Below are 17,262 nucleotides of genomic sequence, written 5' to 3' on the forward strand. Positions count from 1 at the left end.
GATGACCCACCGTATTCTGATCCTGGGCGGAACCACCGAAGCGCGGCAGCTGGCGGCCAAGCTCGCCACCCGTGGCGATCTCGACATCTTGCTTTCGCTGGCGGGCCGGACCGAAAACCCGGTCGAGCAGCCGGTGCCGGTACGAACAGGTGGCTTCGGCGGCGCGCAGGGGCTGGCCGATTGGCTGGCCGGGCACAAGACCGATCTCCTGATCGATGCCACGCATCCTTATGCGGCGCGCATCTCGGCCAATGCGGCGGAGGCAGCTCGGATATCGGATGTGCCGATCCTCGCTCTGCGCCGTCCTGACTGGGAGCCGGTCGAAGGTGACAGCTGGACGCTGGTGGAAGACGCCGAACAGGCTGTCGCCGCGCTGGGCCAAAGCTCGCGCCGCGTGTTCCTGGCGCTCGGTCGGCAGGAGGTCGCGGCCTTCGAGACAGCCCCCCAGCACGGCTATGTCATTCGCAGCGTCGATCCGATAGAGCCGCCGCTCGGCGTGGCCGACGCGACCTACATTCTGGCGCGCGGGCCGTTCCGCGAAGCGGATGAGCGGGCGTTGCTCAAGGCGCACAGGATCGACGTCATCGTCGCCAAGAACAGCGGTGGGCAGGCGACCTACGGCAAGATCGCGGCAGCGCGGCAACTCGGTATCGAGGTGATCCTGTTCCGCCGGCCGCAGCTTCCCGAGGTGCCGTCCGCACCTGATGTCGCTGCCATGGCCGATCTTGTCGATCATTTCGCCGCTCCGGCGGAAAAACGCGGCGTGTAGACCAGCGGGGGCTTGCCGTTGCGTTCGATCAGGCGCGTCTCGGCCGAGCCGATGACGACGCAGGTCGCCATGTCGGCCTTCGCCGCATCGGCTTCGCCAAGCGTGAAGATCTCGATGCGCTCGTCGGGCCGACCGGCGGCGCGGCCGAAGATGACAGGCGTCGTGGCAGGCAGATGCTTGCGCAGGGTTTCCAACGCGCTGCCGAGCTGCCAGGGACGGGCCTTGCTGATCGGGTTGTAGAGCGAGATGACGAAGCCTGCCTGCGCGACGGCGACAAGCCGGCGCTCGATCAAATCCCACGGCTTCAGATTGTCCGACAGATTGATGGCGCAGAAATCGTGGCCGAGCGGTGCGCCGACGCGGGCTGCCACGGCCAGCATGGCGGTGATGCCGGGAACGACCGACAACTCGATGTCGCGCCATGCCCTCGGGCCGGCCTCGATGGCCTCGCAGACGGCGGCTGCCATGGCAAAGACGCCTGGATCGCCGCCCGAGACCACAGCCACCTGGTGGCCGCTTGCCGCCATTTCGAGAGCGGCGTTGGAGCGGGAGATCTCCTCGCGGTTGTCGGAGGCGACGCGGGTCTGATCAGGGCGCAGCTCGAGCCGGTCGAGATAGGGCTTGTAGCCGAAGAAATGGCTGGCTTCCGCGACCGCGCGGCTGGCTTCCGGCGTGACCTGGTCCGGATTGCCGGGACCGAGGCCGATGACGACGAGGCGGCCGCTCAATTGTCCGCTCCCGGCTTGCCGGCCCAGCCGGGCACCAGCACGATGGCGAAATAGGGCGCCTTGTCGTCTGTCTTGTCGACCAGCTTCATGTGCTGGGTGTTGGGCATGGTGCCGCGCTCGACATACAGCGCGCGGCCGAGCTTGCCGATCGCGTCCAGCGCCTTGCGGATCTTCGGCAGGTTGCGGCCGACCTTCATGATGACAGCGGCGTCGGTATCGGCGAGGCGGCGGGTCAGCTCGAACTCGCTCATCGTGCCGGGCAGCACCGACAGCACGTCGTCGCCCTGGACGATCGGCACGCTCGTCTGCGACCAGCAGCCGGACATGGCAGTGACGCCAGGGATGACTTCGGTCGGGTAGAGATGCGACAGGCGCACATGCAGGTGCATGTAGGAGCCGTAGAACAGCGGGTCGCCCTCCGACAGGATCGCAACCGTACGGCCCTGATCGAGATGGGCAGCTATCGCTTGCGCCGATGCCTCGTAGAACCCCGTAATGGCAGCGCGGTAGTCGTCGTGATCCTTGTCGATCTCGATGGTGACTGGATAGATCAGCGGCAGCTCGATCACGTTGTCGCGGAAATGCGCATCGGTGATGGTGCGGGCGTTGCCATTGGCACCGCGCTTGGCGAAATGCGCGATCACGTCGGCCTCGGCGAGCGCGCGCACGGCCTTGAGCGTCAAAAGTTCGGGATCGCCGGGGCCGGTGCCGACGCCGATGAGGCGGCCCTTTGCAGCGGGAGCGCTCATACGCCGGGCCTCGCCAGCGAGTTGAGGGCAGCCGCCGTCATGGCGCTGCCGCCGAGGCGGCCGCGGACGATGGCGTAGGGCACGCCATAGGAATTCTCTGCCAGGGCATCCTTGGATTCGGCCGCGCCGACGAAGCCGACCGGCATGCCGATGATGGCGGCAGGCTTGGGCGCGCCGTCGCGCAGTCTCTCGAGCAGGTAGAACAGTGCTGTCGGCGCGTTGCCGATGGCGACGACCGAGCCTGCGAGCCTGTCGACCCAGAGGTCGATCGCGGCGGCCGATCGGGTGTTGCCGATCTCCCTGGCGATATCTGATGTGCGCGGGTCGCGCAGTGTGCAGATCACTTCGTTGTCGGCCGGCAAACGGGCGCGGGTGACGCCGCGTGCCACCATTTCGGCGTCGCAGAAGATCGGCGCGCCGGCCTTCAGCGCACCGCGCGCAGCGGCGACGAAGTTTTCAGAGAAGACGAAATGCTCGGCGGCTTCGACCAAGCCGCAGGCATGGATCATGCGCACCGCAACGTCGGCCTCGTCTTCGGAGAAGCGCTTGAGGTCCGCCTCCGCGCGGATGATGGCGAAGGATCGTTCGTAGATGGCCGTGCCATCATGGATATAGTCGTAAGCGGCCATGTTCATTCCTGTGCCAGAGCTTGCGCGAGGCGCTTTGCGCCCAGCCTTGCGAGGCAGGCGGCGGCATCTTCGTCCGGCTTGCGCTCTTGGGCGAGCAATTTCGTGAGGCGGCCCATACCGCGCGCGGCTTCATATCCTGCGGTGTAGGCGGCCGGAAGGCCCCTCGCCGTTCCGCCGACGACAAATACAGCACCCTTTTCGTCACCAACGATGGTGAGCGTAGCCGGTCCCGGATGGGCGCAGCCCTTGGCGCAGCCGGAGACATGCAGCGACAGCGTCGGGTCGAGGCTTTCGCCGATCTCGTGGGCAATTTCGGCGGCGACGTCGCGCGCGGCGATCATGCCCGAAGCGCAGGCCGGCGCGCCGGGGCAGGCGGCTATGCGGATGCTGGGATCGTTGGGGGACATGACGAAGCCAAGGGAACTGGCGGCGGCCGTGAGGTTGGCGGCGGAGGCGCGGTCGAGGCCCATTACGAGCAGGGTGCGGCCTGGTGCTGGACGGATGCAGGTGGCGCCGGCGGCTGCTGCTGCCCGGCAGAAAGCGATCAGGGCCGCGGCTTCGATGCTGCCGAAAGGCAGGGCGATGCCAAGGGCGATTTGGGTGCCGCTGAGAGAGAGGGTTCCGATGGCGGATGAATCGGTTGCGGCAGAGTGCTCAGGGATCGATTCAGGTTCGAGAGCGGCAGCCTTCGCGGCGTCGCGATCCTTCCCACCCCCCTCTGTCCTGCCGGACATCTCCCCCGCAAGGGGGGAGATCAGGCTGTCACCGCCGTCTCCGCCCATCTGCAACGCTGCACGATCAGCACCACCAGCGGCGCTGCCAACTTTCCGTGGAAGGGGGGAGATCAGGCTGTCGTCGCCGTCTCCGTCCATCGGCAACGCTGCATGACGAGCGCCGCCAGCGGAGTTGCCGATCTCCCCCCTTGCGGGGGAGATGTCCGGCAGGACAGAGGGGGGTGCCAAGGAATGAGAGGCTTCAAATCCTGCAATGGCAGCACGCACGACCTCCGAGCTGAGGTCACGTGCGCGGCCTTGCCGGCCAAGTGCCGCAATTGCCCGGAGAATGTCGAGCGTGGCCGCGCATGCGGCGTCTGGATCGAATTCACCGACCAAACGCGCCGAGTTCTCATCGCCAGCCACCGACAAGCGCCAACGTTCGGCATCCTTTGCCACCAGTCTGACATCGCCGATGATCGTGCCGAGCCCGACCTGGCCCCGCCCGTCCACGACGATGGACACCTTCGGGCCGAGCCGCGTAGCAAGGTCGACCTCGGCTATGGCTGTCCGGATCGCTGCCGCCAGCGGTGTCGGATCCGCAGTCTCCTCCGGGTCGATGCCGGCGAGCGGGCTGGTGTCGACGGGCACGCCGGTGCGCACCGCGATGCCGAGCGCATCGACTTCTTCGGCCAGCAGACGTGCGCTCTCCGCCGTCAGCCCCCTGATCTGGATGCTGCCACGCGCAGTCACCTCGACGATGCCGTTGCCATGACGCGCCGCGGATTCACAGAGTCCGATCAAGACGTTGGGCGCGATTTCTCCAGCAAGCGGGTTGAGCCGCACCAACAGGCCGTCGCCGGTCGACATCGGGGCCGAAAGGGCCGGACAAGCGCCGCGGCGGGAAAAGCCGGTCATGCCGCAACCTCGCGCGCTTCAGCCTCGGCGATGAGGGCAGCGAGATCGTCGTCGACGGAGTTGCGCAGCGGGTGCCACAAGCCGCGCCGACGGGCAGTGGCAAAACGCTCGGCGATGAATTTTGCTGCCGCCGGGTTTTCGCGCAGCATGAAGTCGCGCACGTCCTCGTTGCCGACATAGGCGTCGTGGACGGCTTCGATCAGCGCGGCCGGGATGGCGTTGGTGGTCTCGGCAAAACCGATCAGCCTGTCGACCGTCTCGGCGAATTCGGAGGCGCCGCGCGGGCCATGGCGCATCTGGCCGGCAATGAAGCGGGCATTGGTGGCGCGTGCCCTGACGACGCGGCCGACAGCCTCCGTGACCGAGCGCGGCCTCGGCTTCTGCGGATCCGAGGTGTCGAGCACGATGACGTCGGCGTGCCTGCCGAGGGCTGCGACCGCTGCTGCGAAGCCGCCGATGAAGGCGACGTCGGCGGAGCCTTCGAGAATGTCGCGGCCGGGGTCGTCGCCGGTGTGCACAAGCAGGTCGGCCTCGGCGATGCGGTCGGCAAAAGCGCCCGGCGCGGAAATGCCTTCGCCGTCGCTGCCCCCGTAGGCGTGCGAGGCAGCATCGAGATAAGCCCGGCCGAGGTCCTCGCGCGCCTGCCAGCCACCGCTGGAAAGCAGGTCCTCGAGGCCGGCACCATAGGTGCCGGGGGAGGAACCGAAGATGCGTGGCTCGACCTTGCCCGCTGCGCGCGTGCTGGCGGCGAGCGGGTTGTCGTGGTCGTCCTCGTCGCGGGTGGCAACGGCGCGCGCGGCGGCGTCGATGAGTGCGATCTGGGTTGGGAACATGTCGCGAAACAGGCCTGATATACGCCAGGTGACATCGACGCGCGGGCGGCCGATCGCTGCCGGCGGCAGCACCTCGATGCCGGTGACGCGACCGGTGGCGGCGTCCCATTGCGGCCGACAGCCCATCAGCGCCAAGCCCTGCGCGATCTCCTCACCGCCGGTGCGCAAGGAAGCGCTGCCCCACAGGTCGATGACGAGCGCACGCGGCCATTCGCCATGGCTCTGCAGGTAGCTGCGCATGACTTCGTCGCTGGCTGCCTTGCCGAGGTCGAAGGCCGTCGGCGTCGGCATTGTGCGCGGGTCTGACGTGAACAGGTTGCGCCCGGTCGGCAGGACGTCGGTGCGGCCACGTGCCGGAGCGCCTGCTGGGCCGGCTTTGATATGGCGGTCGTCGAGCGCGGCGATCAAGTTTTTCCGCTCGGCTTCTGCGCTGGCAAGGCGCGCCGAGTCCGGCTCGTTCTCTTCGGCGCGGCCATAGATATGCAGGCCGTCCTTGATGGCGAAATCCTTGAGGTCGCAGAGCCAGGCGTCGATGCGGCGCAGCGCTTCGTCGGGCGCGTCGGTCCCGGCGACGCCGGCCTCGGCAGCAAGGCCGGTCTGCGACGCCGTTTCGACGATGAGCTTGGCCAGGCGGTCGCGGCGACGACGGTCGAGGCCGTCGGCCTGGGCGTACTCGTCGACCAGGCGCTCGAGCTTCTGCTGGTGTTCGTCCAGGCTGGCAGCGGCGAGCGGCGGCGGCAGGTGGCCAAGCGTGATCGCTGCGATGCGACGCTTGGCCTGGGCCGCCTCGCCGGGATTGGAGACGATGAAGGGATAGACCACCGGCAGGGAGCCGGTGACGATTTCGGGAAAGCAATTCCGGCTCAGTGCCACCGCCTTGCCGGGCAGCCATTCGAGTGTGCCATGGGCGCCGACATGGACGATGGCGTGGATGCCGAGCGACTTCTGCAGCCAGAGGCCGAAGGCGAGCAGCGCGTGGCGCGGCGGCAGCGTCGGGTCGTGATAGTCGGCGCGGCGATCGGCCGAACGGCCGCGGTCAGGGGCGAGGGCGACGGTGACGTTGCCGAAGGTGGCCGCGCGGAAGGCGAAGGTAGAGCTGGGTTCGCGGCGAGCGTATGGGGATGCTTCGGGCAACGTCGAGCGCTTCCGTGTCTTGGTCTTGTCGACTGCATCAGCTTCCGCCTTGCCCCACGCCGCTTCGACAGCTTTCCTCGCCTCCTCAGGCAGATCTTCGGCAAGCGTGAGATAGTCTTCGAGCGCCAGCCCTTGCCCACCAGCCTCGATCAGGTCGAGCAATGCGCGCGGCGATTGCGGAATCGATTCAACCGTGTAGCCGGCCTCCTTGAGGTCGTGCAGCATGGCGAGCACGCTTGATGGCACGTCGAGGCCGACGGCATAGCCGGTGCGACCGGGGGCGCTGGGATAGTCGGGGACGAGAATCGCCAGCTTGCGCTTTTCGGGCGATGTCTGGCGCAGCCTGAGATGCGCCGAGATCCGGCGGGCGACCTGCTCGACACGGTCTGGTTCGGGCCGGTTGGCGAAGGCGCGGAAACCGAGGGCTGGGTCGACTTCGCTCTCCGCCTTGAACGAGATGGCGCCGGCGAGGATGCGACCGTCGAGCTCGGGCATCACCACATGCATGGCAAGATCGGCGGGCGCGAGGCCGCGCCGGCTGCCTTCCCAGGCTTCGCGGCGGGTGGTGGCGACGATGACCTGGAACACTGGCACGCGGGCGCGGTCGAACAGCGTTTCCGTGCCCGGTTCGGCGCCGGCGGCGAAGGCGGTTGCGGTGACGATGGCCGTGGGCGCGAGCTGGTCCAGGGCTGCTTCGACGAATGCGAGGGAGGCCTTATCCTTGAGGCTTGAGACGAAAATCGGGACGGGGCGGAGGCCCTGTGCTCTCAGTGCCTCGACCAACGCGTCGATAGGGGCGACGTCGGCGGCGAGCAGCATCGAACGGTAGAAGAGGATGGGGATGGCAGGAGAGCTGGAGATGGCGTGATCCTGCGCACCCCCCTTTGTCCTGCCGGACATCTGCGCAGAGGCGCTGGTCCATCCGGTAAAAAAGGCTTCCAAATCACAGACGATGCCCCGCGCCGCATCATAAAATCCCGCCTTCGGAACTGCGACGGGTGCCGCCATAACATTCTTGCCACCCGTCAGTCCGGCCAGCCGCGCCACCAGCGCCTTCATGTTCTCCGGGCCGCCCTCGCGGAAATAGCCGAGCAGGGCGTCGAGTTCGGTGCGCGGCAGGGTCGAGGCCTCGATCAGCCTGAGATCCTCGTCGTGGCTTTCGCCCGGCAAAAGCGCCAGCGCGATGCCTTTTTCGCGCGCCATCGCGGCAAGCTGGTCGCAGCCATAGCGCCACCAGTCGTGGCCGCCGAGGATGCGGACGAGGATGACTTTGGCGTGGCTTGCCACGCCGTCGATCCAGAGATCGACCGACATCGGATGGCGGAGGTCGCGCAGGCTTGCGAGCCGCATCGATGGCAAGTTGGCCGCATCCGCCTTCCAGGCGCCGGCGAGGCCGGCCAGATCGCTGTCGGTGAAGGACAGCGCCACCACATCCGCAGGCTTCTGCCTGAGGTCGACAGGCTCGATCAGGTCATCGAGCGAGGCGGAGGTGGTGGTGAGGATGTGCATCCCGACTGTCCGGTTCAGCCTACCAGGATACGCTCGATGGCCGGGCGGTCGAGACCCTTGAGGCCGATCACGACCAGGCGCGAGCGGCGGTCGTCCTCTGCGGTCCAGGCACGGTCATAATAGTGGTTGACGCGCGGTCCGACGGCCTGGACGAGCAGGCGCATCGGCTTGCCGCCGACGTCGACGAAGCCCTTTACACGCAACACGTTCTCTTCTTCGGCGGCGGTGGCGACGCGTTTCGCCAGTTCGTCGGGGTTGGCGATCGACGGGATTTCGATGACGAAGGTATCGAAGTCGTCATGCTCGTGGTCGAACGCTCCGTCGTGATGGGTCTTGCGGTTTTCGATGTCATCCTCGACGGCGAGGCCGAGGCCGAGCAGCACCGACGGATCGACCTTGCCATGCGCCGACGGCACGATCTTGACGGCGCGTGCCAGGTGCTCGCGCACGATGGCGGTGGCGCGGGCGTGGCCGGCTTCGTCGAGCAGGTCGCTCTTGGACAGGATAATGAGGTCGGCGCAGGCGACCTGATCCTCGAACACTTCCTCGACCGGGTCGTCGTGGTCGAGCGAATCGTCCGCACTGCGCTGGGCGGCGAGCGCTTCCATGTCGGAGGCAACTTTACCTGCGGCCAGCGCAGGGCCGTCGACCACGGCGATGACGCCGTCGACCGTCACGCGGCTCTTGACCGTTGGCCACTGGAAGGCCTGGACCAGCGGCTTGGGCAGCGCCAGGCCCGAGGTCTCGATCAGGATGTGGTCAACCCTCGGTGTAAGCGACAGAATTTGGTCGAGGGCAGGGACAAAGTCGTCGGCGACGGTGCAGCAGATGCAGCCATTGGCCAGTTCGACGATGTTTTCCTCCGGGCAGGCATCGACGCCGCAGCCCTTGAGAATCTCGCCGTCGATGCCGACATCGCCGAACTCGTTGACGATGATGGCGAGGCGCTTGCCCTTGGAGTTCTCGAGGATGTTGCGCAGCAGCGTGGTCTTGCCGGCGCCGAGAAAGCCGGTGACGACGGTGCAGGGAACGCGTTCGACGGAGGCGGTCATGTGTCTTCCTTGATGAGAGCAAGTGGTGGGATGCGCGCGACGAGGCCGCGCTTGAGGCTATCGGGACGGCCGCGCCAGGGGATCAGGCCGTCGGTCGAGGTGGCGAAGAGTCTTGCGCCGGCGACGAGATCGTCGCCCGACATGGTGTTGAGATCGCCGAAGACGTAGCTCCACGCGCCGTCGCGGATCAGGGCGGCACTCAGCCGGCGCTTGCAGTTGCCCAGGCACTCGACGCTGCGCACGGCGATCTCGCCATTGGCGGCGAGGCGGGCGTGCTCGGCAAGCTGGGCGCCGGCGCGTGGATGGGCGTCCGAGCCGGTTTCGTCGCGGCAGGATGAGCAGACGAGGATGGTCACGTCGCATGGGCGCGCGTCGGCTGCATCGCAGGATGCGTCGGCTGATGCGACTGGAAGGTTGTCGTCGAAGTCCAAATCCAGGCTCCTTGCCCGGGGCACCCGCCAGGCGATCGGATCAATGTCTGCGACGGCAGGTCTCCTGGCTTGCGGATCGTCGCCTTCGCTCGCCTTCCCGGGAATATCCCAGTGGTCTTCGAGCTTGGCTCTTCGCTCACAGTTGCGGGGACAGCCGCGGATTTGACGCCATCGGCGCGCACCGCATTCCCTCTTAGCCTTCGCCGTTGCGGGCGAAGGACCGTCTGTGGGCGATTTAGGCTTTCGCGAGGGGTGGAGTCAACGAGGCGGAGCGACCCGCAATGTCGCTCAGGCCGGGTCCGAGATCGCCCGCGGGCGTCACCTCGATGCGTTCGAGGCCGAGCCAGTCGCGCATCTGCTGGAGTTCTTCGTAAAGTTCGGCTGCGGTTTCCGGTGGCGCACAGGGCTCTGCATAGGCGGCGTGGACGCGCAGGATACCCGCCGGTCGGTCGGCCTTCAGATCGATGCGGGCGACGATGCGCTCGCCCAGAAGGAAGGGCAGGACGTAGTAGCCGTACTGGCGCTTCTCAGCCGGGGTGTAGATTTCGATGCGGTAGCGGAAGTCGAACAATTGCTCGGCACGGGTGCGCTCGAAGACGAGCGGATCGAAGGGCGCAAGCAGGGCGCGTGCCTGGATCTTGCGCGGAATGCGCGCATCGGCGTGGAGATAGGCCTGCCGGTCCCAGCCTTCGACGCGCACGGGAATCAGTTCGCCGGTCTCGACCAGCTCTTCGAGCCGGCCTTTCATGTCGGCTGGCGACAGGCGGAAATAGTCGCGCAGGCAGATGCCGGTGGCGACGCCATGGGCGCGGGCGGAGATTCGCAAGAGATCGCGATGCGCATCCTCGGCCTGCGGAACAGGGCGGTCGTAGATGTCGGCCGGGAGCACGCGCTCGGGCAGATCGTAGAGACGTTCGAAACCACGGCGCGAATGGGTAGTGATGCGACCGGCCCAAAACAGCCATTCGAAGGCATGCTTTTCCTGGCTCCAGCCCCACCAGCCGCCGGAACCCTTGGCGCCTTCGATGTCGGAAGCGGCGATCGGGCCGCGGTCGACCACCTGGCGAAAGATCTCTTCTATATAGGGCCTGTTGGCACGGCCGAACTTGGCGAGCCCGCCATACATCCCGTCCTCGGCCCGCGCCATGCGCCAGCGCAACAGCGGAAAGGTCTCCAGCGGCAGCAGCGACGCTTCATGCGCCCAGTATTCGAACAGCATGCGCTTCTTCGGAGCCATGGCGTCGTCGAGCAGGGCCATGGGGTAGGGGCCGAGTCGCGAATAGAGCGGCATGTAGTGGGCGCGCACGACGGCGCTGACCGAGTCGATCTGCAGCAGGCCGGTACGGTCGAGCACACGCTGCAGGTGACGCCGCGTGATCGCGCCGGTGGGGCGCGGGTCGGCAAATCCCTGGGCCGCCAAAGCGATGCGGCGGGCGGTGGCGAGTGAGAGTTTTTCCTTCATTGCGGCAAGCTATCGCAGTCTCCGGAGGCATGACGCTAGGGCACGAGAATCGGTCTTTGCTGCAAATGCTAGCAGAACTGCGGTCCCGGTCTTGTCAGGAGCGTAAACTTGAGTAAAAGACGAAGGAAATCAAAGGGGAGCCACACGCGCAGGATTTTGGTCCAGCAGTGGGCTTTGCCACGTTTTGGCCAAGGTTGGACTTGCTTCGACCGACCGGCTGCGCTAACCGTCGCCGCATTGCAGCACGACCGTTTCGTCCGGCTCGGCGAGAATCTGTCGCGCTTCCGGAAACGGACCCCGTGCTGTAAATCTGGGTGGATAGGCCACCAACGGAATTCGCAGCATGAACGCTCTCCTGAGTTCGTATCTGCCCATCGTCATTTTTATCGGTGTGGCGCTTATTGTCGGCATTGCGCTTATCGTGGCGCCTTTCCTTGTCGCCTACCGCAGTCCGGATCCGGAAAAGCTTTCAGCCTATGAGTGCGGCTTCAACTCGTTTGACGACGCCCGCATGAAGTTCGACATCCGCTTCTATCTGGTCTCCATCCTGTTCATCATCTTCGATCTCGAAGTGGCGTTCCTGTTCCCGTGGGCGGTGTCCTTCGGCGAGATCGGCATGCTCGGCTTCTGGTCGATGATGATCTTCCTGGCCGTGCTGACCATCGGCTTTGTCTATGAGTGGAAAAAGGGAGCGCTGGAATGGGATTGAACGACGCCTCCGGCACCCTGATCGCGCCGAAGCCGAAAGGCATCATCGATCCGAACACCGGCAAGCCCATCGGTTCAGACGACGCCTTCTTCGGCGAACTGAACAACGAGTTGTCCGACAAGGGTTTCCTCGTCACCTCGTCCGAGGCTCTGATTACCTGGGCGCGTACCGGTTCGTTGATGTGGATGACCTTTGGTCTGGCCTGCTGCGCCGTCGAGATGATGCACATCTCGATGCCGCGCTATGACGCCGAGCGCTTCGGCATCGCGCCGCGTGCCTCACCGCGCCAGTCGGACGTGATGATCGTCGCCGGCACGCTGACCAACAAGATGGCGCCGGCGCTGCGCAAGGTCTACGACCAGATGCCGGAACCGCGCTACGTCATCTCGATGGGCTCGTGCGCCAATGGCGGCGGCTACTATCACTATTCCTATTCGGTGGTGCGCGGCTGCGATCGCGTGGTGCCCGTCGACATCTATGTGCCCGGCTGTCCTCCGACCGCCGAAGCACTTCTCTACGGCATCCTTCTTCTCCAGAAGAAGATCCGCCGCACCGGCACGATCGAGCGGTGATCCCAGATGAGTGAAGCCCTGAACGACCTTGCCGCGTACATTGCGGAAAAGCTCGATGCGGACATCGAAGAAAGCGTCGTCGCCTATGGCGAGCTGACGCTGACGGTGAAGGCCGCCGACATCGTCGACGTGATGACCTTCCTGCGCAGCGATGTACAGTGCCAGTTCGTCTCCTTCATCGATGCTGCCGGTGTCGACTACCCGCAGCGTCGCAAGCGTTTCGATGTCGTCTATCATCTGATGTCGCCGCGCCAGAACCTGCGCATCCGCGTCAAGGTCGCCACCGACGAGGACACGCCGGTTCCGTCGATCACCTCGGTCTATCCGGGTGCCGACTGGTTCGAGCGCGAAGCCTATGACATGTACGGCATCCTGTTTTCGGGCCATCCCGACCTGCGTCGGCTTTTGACCGACTACGGTTTCGAAGGTCACCCGCTGCGCAAGGACTTTCCGCTCACCGGCTTCGTCGAGGTTCGCTACGACGACGAGCAGAAACGTGTCGTCTACGAGCCGGTCGAGCTCAAGCAGGAATTCCGCAATTTCGACTTTTTGTCTCCCTGGGAAGGCACCGAATACGTGCTGCCGGGTGACGAAAAAGCCAAGACGAATTGAGGCGCCGAAATGGCTGAAACCTCCGTCCGCAACTTCAACATCAATTTCGGCCCGCAGCATCCGGCGGCACACGGCGTGCTGCGCCTGGTGCTCGAGCTCGACGGCGAAGTCGTCGACCGTGTCGATCCGCATATCGGCCTTTTGCATCGCGGCACCGAAAAGCTGATTGAGCAGAAGACCTATCTGCAGGCCGTGCCCTATTTCGATCGCCTCGACTATGTCGCGCCGATGAACCAGGAGCATGCCTTTGCGCTCGCGGTCGAGCGCCTGCTCGGCCTCGAAGTGCCGAAGCGTGGCCAGATCATCCGCGTGCTCTATTCCGAGATCGGCCGCATCCTGTCGCACCTGCTCAACGTCACCACGCAGGCGATGGACGTCGGTGCGCTGACCCCACCGCTGTGGGGTTTCGAAGAGCGCGAAAAGCTGATGGTGTTTTATGAGCGCGCCTGCGGCGCGCGCATGCACGCGGCCTATTTCCGTCCAGGTGGTGTCCATCAGGACCTGCCGCAGAAGCTTGTCGAAGACATCGGCAAGTGGATCGACCCGTTCCTGCAGACCGTACAGAATCTCGACGACCTTCTGACGCCGAACCGCATCTTCAAGCAGCGCAATGTCGACATCGGCGTGGTCTCGCTCGACGACGCATGGGCCTGGGGTTTCTCGGGCGTCATGGTGCGCGGTTCGGGTGCGGCCTGGGACCTGCGCAAGAGCCAGCCCTACGAATGCTATTCGGAGATGGAATTCGACATTCCGATCGGCAAGAACGGTGACTGCTACGACCGCTACCTGATCCGCATGGAAGAGATGCGCCAGTCGGCGAAGATCATGCGCCAGTGCGTCGATCTGCTGCTCGGCAAGGAAGCGACCGGTCCCGTGTCAAACGTGGACGGCAAGGTGGTTCCGCCGAAGCGCCAGGCGATGAAGCGTTCGATGGAATCGCTGATCCATCACTTCAAGCTCTACACCGAAGGCTATCGTGTGCCGGCTGGCGAGGTTTATGCAGCCGTCGAGGCGCCTAAGGGCGAATTCGGCGTCTTCCTGGTCTCCGACGGCACCAACAAGCCTTACCGCTGCAAGCTGCGCGCACCGGGCTTCGCCCATCTCCAGGCAATGGATTTCCTGTGCCGCGGCCACATGCTGGCGGATATCTCGGCCGTTCTCGGCTCCCTCGACATCGTGTTTGGTGAGGTCGACCGCTAAATGTCAGTCCGCCGTCTCGCAGAAGCCAGCGTCCAGCCAGCGTCATTCGCCTTCAACAAGGCGTTCACGGCGCAAGCCAAGACCTGGATCAAGAAGTATCCCAAGGGCCGCGAACAGTCGGCCGTCATCCCGCTGCTGATGCTGGCGCAGGAGCAGGACGGCTGGGTGACCAAGGCTGCCATCGAGCATGTCGCCGACATGCTTGCCATGCCTTATATCCGTGCGCTCGAAGTCGCGACCTTCTACACGCAGTTCCAGCTCAAGCCGGTCGGCACGCGCGCCCACATCCAGGTCTGCGGCACCACGCCCTGCATGCTGCGCGGCTCGGAAGAGCTGATGGACGTCTGCCGCTCGAAGATCCATCACGACCAGTTCCACACCAACGAGGCGGGAACGCTGTCGTGGGAGGAGGTCGAGTGCCTTGGCGCCTGCGTCAACGCACCGATGGTCATGATCTTCAAGGACACCTACGAGGACCTGACGCCGGAACGCCTAGGCGAGATCATCGACCAGTTCGAAGCCGGCAAGGGCGCGCAGGTCAAGACCGGACCGCAGACCGGCCGCGTGTTTTCCGCCCCGCTGACAGGCTTGACCTCGCTGGCCGACGAGAAGGGCGTGCTCAAGACGACCCGCGACAAGGCAGCCAAGGCCGCGGCAAAGGCTGCCAAGGCCGCTGCCGTCGAAACGGCCGTTCCGCCGTCGAACGCCGCCAGGCCGAAGACCGACGCGATCGAGACCAGCCCGGCTGTAAAGTCGCCGTCGAAGGTCAAGGCAGCACCCGCAGCCGAGAAGGCAGCAAGTGTCGCAGCGCCCAAGGCAGCAACTGCGGCCAAGCCGTCGCTCGAAGACAAGAACCGTCCGGCCGGCATCGCCAAGCCGGCTGCCGTCGACGACCTCAAGCTGATCTCGGGTGTCGGTCCGAAGATCGAGGGCACGTTGCACGAGCTCGGTATCTTCACCTTCGGCCAGGTCGCTTCCTGGAAGAAGGCCGAGCGCGACTGGGTCGACGGTTACCTGAATTTCAAGGGCCGCATCGAGCGTGACGACTGGGTCAAGCAGGCCAAGGCACTCGCCAAGGGCGGTGTGGCCGAATACGTCCGCGTCTTCGGCAAGAAGCCGGTCTGAGGAGCAAGAGCATGCTTGAAGACAAGGATCGCATCTTCACCAACATCTACGGCCGCTTCGACCAGTCGCTGGCCGGCGCGATGTCGCGTGGCGCCTGGGATGGCACCGCCGGCATCATCGAGAAGGGCCGTGAGTGGATCATCAACGAGATGAAGGCGTCGGGTCTGCGTGGCCGCGGCGGCGCCGGCTTCCCGACGGGTCTCAAGTGGTCGTTCATGCCCAAGAGCAACCCGGATGGCCGTCCGTCCTACCTCGTCGTCAACGCCGACGAATCCGAACCGGGCACCTGCAAGGACCGCGACATCCTGCGCCATGACCCGCACACGCTGGTCGAGGGCTGCCTGCTGGCCGGTTTCGCCATGGGTGCGGTTGCGGCCTACATCTATGTGCGCGGCGAGTTCATCCGCGAGCGCGAAGCGCTGCAGCGCGCGATCGACGAGGCCTATGACGCCAAGCTGATCGGCAAGAACAACAAGAACGGCTACGACTTCGACATCTATGTCCATCACGGTGCCGGCGCCTATATCTGTGGCGAAGAAACCGCGCTGCTGGAAAGCCTCGAGGGCAAGAAGGGCCAGCCGCGCCTGAAGCCGCCGTTCCCGGCCAATGTCGGCCTCTATGGTTGCCCGACGACGGTCAACAACGTCGAGTCGATCGCCGTTGCGCCGACCATCCTGCGCCGTGGTGCGGCCTGGTTCTCCGGCATCGGCCGCCCGAACAATGTCGGCACCAAGCTGTTCATGCTGGTCGGTCACGTCAACACCCCCTGCACGGTCGAAGAGGCTATGGGCATCAGCTTCCGCGAGCTGGTCGAAAAGCACGGTGGCGGCATCCGCGGCGGCTGGGACAATTTGCTTGCCGTCATTCCTGGCGGCGCGTCCTGCCCATTGGTCAAGGCCGAGGACATCATCGACTGCCCGATGGATTTCGACGGCCTGCGCGAGCGCAAGTCGTCCTTCGGCACGGCTGCCGTGATCGTCATGGACAAGTCGACCGATGTCGTGAAGGCGATCGCGCGTCTCAGCTACTTCTTCAAGCATGAGAGCTGTGGTCAGTGCACGCCGTGCCGCGAAGGCACGGGCTGGATGTGGCGCGTCATGGAGCGCCTGGTGCGTGGCGAAGCGCACAAGCGCGAGATCGACATGCTGCTCGACGTCACCAAGCAGATTGAAGGTCACACGATCTGCGCGCTGGGTGATGCGGCGGCATGGCCGATCCAGGGCCTGATCCGCAACTTCCGCCCGGAAATCGAGCGGCGCATCGACGAGTTCTCGCGCAATGCGCACCGCAGCGAGCCGGTGTTGGTGGCGGCTGAGTAAGGGTTAAGTCAGAAAGTGCGGGCCAAAGGTCCGAAACAGGAAACGACGAGGCAGAGGCGAACGGCGAAGGCGACAAGGAGCTATCAATGTCGACATTTCCCTTTCCCAAAAATGCAGTGCCTGAAATGGAACGTTTGGAGCAGATGAACAGGGACTTCGTGGCGATGCTGCCCAAGGAGTTTGCCGGATCGGCGAACCTCATGGTGCATCCCGCCGCAGGTTTCGCCGCTGCTTCGGCTCTCGGCGTTGGTCTCGCCAGTCACGCCATGGGCGTCTGGATGGGAGCCGTGTCGGGCGCATCGGAAGCCGCGCAACGCCTGCTGTCGCCCTTTGCCGACTATGCCGGCGACGTGGCGAGCTTCGCGCCCGCGGGTACGAAGATCGTCAGGCGCGGGGACGATGAAACGGCGTCGCTGATCGCCGAGGTCAAGACCCTGGCGCGCAAACTGGAGCAGGCCGAGGCGAAGCCTGCGGTTGCTGCCACGGTCGAACCGGCGGTCATCGGGACCGCTGTCTTTGAAGAAGCTCCGGCGGGGCTTCAGCCTGAGGATTTCAGGCAGCCTGCATCGATCGAAAGGCCTGAGACGCCTGACGATCTCAAGGCCATTTCGGGCATCGGCCCGAAGCTGGAGCAGGTGCTGAACGGTCTCGGTATCTGGACCTATGGCCAGATCGCCGGCTGGACGGCGGAAGAGGTGGCCTGGGCCGACGACTATCTCGGCTTCAAGGGTCGGATCGGTCGTGATGATTGGATAGGGCAGGCGGCAACGCTTGCCGGCGGCAACTGAGCCGCTTGAA

General features: G+C 65.3%; 16 protein-coding genes and 1 riboswitch. Of the genes, 8 read left to right on the plus strand and 8 right to left on the minus strand.

Annotated features, from left to right (window positions below; all coding sequences use genetic code 11):
• The first annotated feature begins 1 nt into the window (after nt 1).
• Complete coding sequence (locus tag SLT36_RS13405) at nt 2–769, plus strand: cobalt-precorrin-6A reductase (RefSeq protein ID WP_432288070.1); 768 nt, start codon at nt 2–4, stop codon at nt 767–769.
• On the opposite strand, the gene SLT36_RS13410 is transcribed toward SLT36_RS13405, so the two are convergent.
• From SLT36_RS13410 to SLT36_RS13445, 8 genes are all read right to left on the minus strand, one after another.
• Nucleotides 733–1,497 (minus strand): precorrin-3B C(17)-methyltransferase, encoded by a 765-nt coding sequence (locus SLT36_RS13410; RefSeq protein ID WP_432288072.1) that lies wholly within the window; start codon nt 1,495–1,497, stop codon nt 733–735. The genes SLT36_RS13405 and SLT36_RS13410 overlap by 37 nt on opposite strands.
• Nucleotides 1,494–2,246 carry a precorrin-2 C(20)-methyltransferase gene (locus SLT36_RS13415; RefSeq protein ID WP_432288073.1) on the minus strand — a complete coding sequence of 251 codons (753 nt, stop codon included), beginning with the start codon at nt 2,244–2,246 and terminating at the stop codon, nt 1,494–1,496. The genes SLT36_RS13410 and SLT36_RS13415 overlap by 4 nt, the downstream gene beginning before the upstream one ends.
• Nucleotides 2,243–2,875, minus strand: a complete 633-nt coding sequence (locus SLT36_RS13420) for a precorrin-8X methylmutase (RefSeq protein ID WP_432288075.1) — start codon at nt 2,873–2,875, stop codon at nt 2,243–2,245. Before SLT36_RS13420 ends, SLT36_RS13415 begins: the two co-directional genes overlap by 4 nt.
• Nucleotides 2,876–2,877: 2 nt before the next feature.
• Nucleotides 2,878–4,506 (minus strand): precorrin-3B synthase, encoded by a 1,629-nt coding sequence (gene cobG, locus SLT36_RS13425; protein WP_432288076.1) that lies wholly within the window; start codon nt 4,504–4,506, stop codon nt 2,878–2,880.
• A complete protein-coding gene (gene cobN / locus SLT36_RS13430; RefSeq protein ID WP_432288077.1) occupies nt 4,503–7,982 on the minus strand; it encodes a cobaltochelatase subunit CobN in 3,480 nt (1,159 codons plus the stop codon). Before cobN ends, cobG begins: the two co-directional genes overlap by 4 nt.
• Nucleotides 7,983–7,996: 14 nt before the next feature.
• Nucleotides 7,997–9,034 carry a cobalamin biosynthesis protein CobW gene (gene cobW, locus SLT36_RS13435; RefSeq protein ID WP_115731521.1) on the minus strand — a complete coding sequence of 346 codons (1,038 nt, stop codon included), beginning with the start codon at nt 9,032–9,034 and terminating at the stop codon, nt 7,997–7,999.
• On the minus strand, nt 9,031–9,465 hold the full coding sequence (locus tag SLT36_RS13440; RefSeq protein ID WP_067966355.1) for a DUF1636 family protein: 435 nt from the start codon (nt 9,463–9,465) through the stop codon (nt 9,031–9,033). The genes cobW and SLT36_RS13440 overlap by 4 nt, the downstream gene beginning before the upstream one ends.
• A gap of 37 nt (nt 9,466–9,502) precedes the next feature.
• Nucleotides 9,503–9,705, minus strand: a riboswitch (cobalamin riboswitch).
• Nucleotides 9,701–10,927, minus strand: a complete 1,227-nt coding sequence (locus tag SLT36_RS13445) for a winged helix-turn-helix domain-containing protein (RefSeq protein ID WP_432288079.1) — start codon at nt 10,925–10,927, stop codon at nt 9,701–9,703. Its footprint overlaps the riboswitch before it by 5 nt.
• A gap of 343 nt (nt 10,928–11,270) precedes the next feature.
• On the opposite strand from SLT36_RS13445, the gene SLT36_RS13450 reads away from it, so the two are divergent.
• The 7 genes from SLT36_RS13450 (at nt 11,271) to SLT36_RS13480 (ending at nt 17,252) form a co-directional block, all read left to right on the plus strand.
• Complete coding sequence (locus tag SLT36_RS13450; RefSeq protein WP_067960700.1) at nt 11,271–11,636, plus strand: NADH-quinone oxidoreductase subunit A; 366 nt, start codon at nt 11,271–11,273, stop codon at nt 11,634–11,636.
• A complete protein-coding gene (locus SLT36_RS13455) occupies nt 11,627–12,208 on the plus strand; it encodes a NuoB/complex I 20 kDa subunit family protein (protein ID WP_067960703.1) in 582 nt (193 codons plus the stop codon). The genes SLT36_RS13450 and SLT36_RS13455 overlap by 10 nt, the downstream gene beginning before the upstream one ends.
• A gap of 6 nt (nt 12,209–12,214) precedes the next feature.
• Complete coding sequence (locus tag SLT36_RS13460; RefSeq protein WP_067960706.1) at nt 12,215–12,820, plus strand: NADH-quinone oxidoreductase subunit C; 606 nt, start codon at nt 12,215–12,217, stop codon at nt 12,818–12,820.
• Between the two features lie 9 nt (nt 12,821–12,829).
• A complete protein-coding gene (locus tag SLT36_RS13465) occupies nt 12,830–14,020 on the plus strand; it encodes an NADH-quinone oxidoreductase subunit D (protein ID WP_067960709.1) in 1,191 nt (396 codons plus the stop codon).
• Complete coding sequence (locus SLT36_RS13470; RefSeq protein WP_432288081.1) at nt 14,021–15,145, plus strand: NADH-quinone oxidoreductase subunit E; 1,125 nt, start codon at nt 14,021–14,023, stop codon at nt 15,143–15,145.
• Nucleotides 15,146–15,156: 11 nt separating this feature from the next.
• Complete coding sequence (gene nuoF / locus SLT36_RS13475) at nt 15,157–16,464, plus strand: NADH-quinone oxidoreductase subunit NuoF (RefSeq protein WP_432288083.1); 1,308 nt, start codon at nt 15,157–15,159, stop codon at nt 16,462–16,464.
• A gap of 86 nt (nt 16,465–16,550) precedes the next feature.
• Nucleotides 16,551–17,252, plus strand: a complete 702-nt coding sequence (locus SLT36_RS13480) for an NADH-ubiquinone dehydrogenase (protein WP_432288084.1) — start codon at nt 16,551–16,553, stop codon at nt 17,250–17,252.
• The last annotated feature ends 10 nt before the right edge of the window (nt 17,253–17,262 follow it).

Source organism: Aminobacter sp. BA135 (assembly GCF_050859125.1).
Taxonomy (GTDB): domain Bacteria; phylum Pseudomonadota; class Alphaproteobacteria; order Rhizobiales; family Rhizobiaceae; genus Aminobacter; species Aminobacter ciceronei.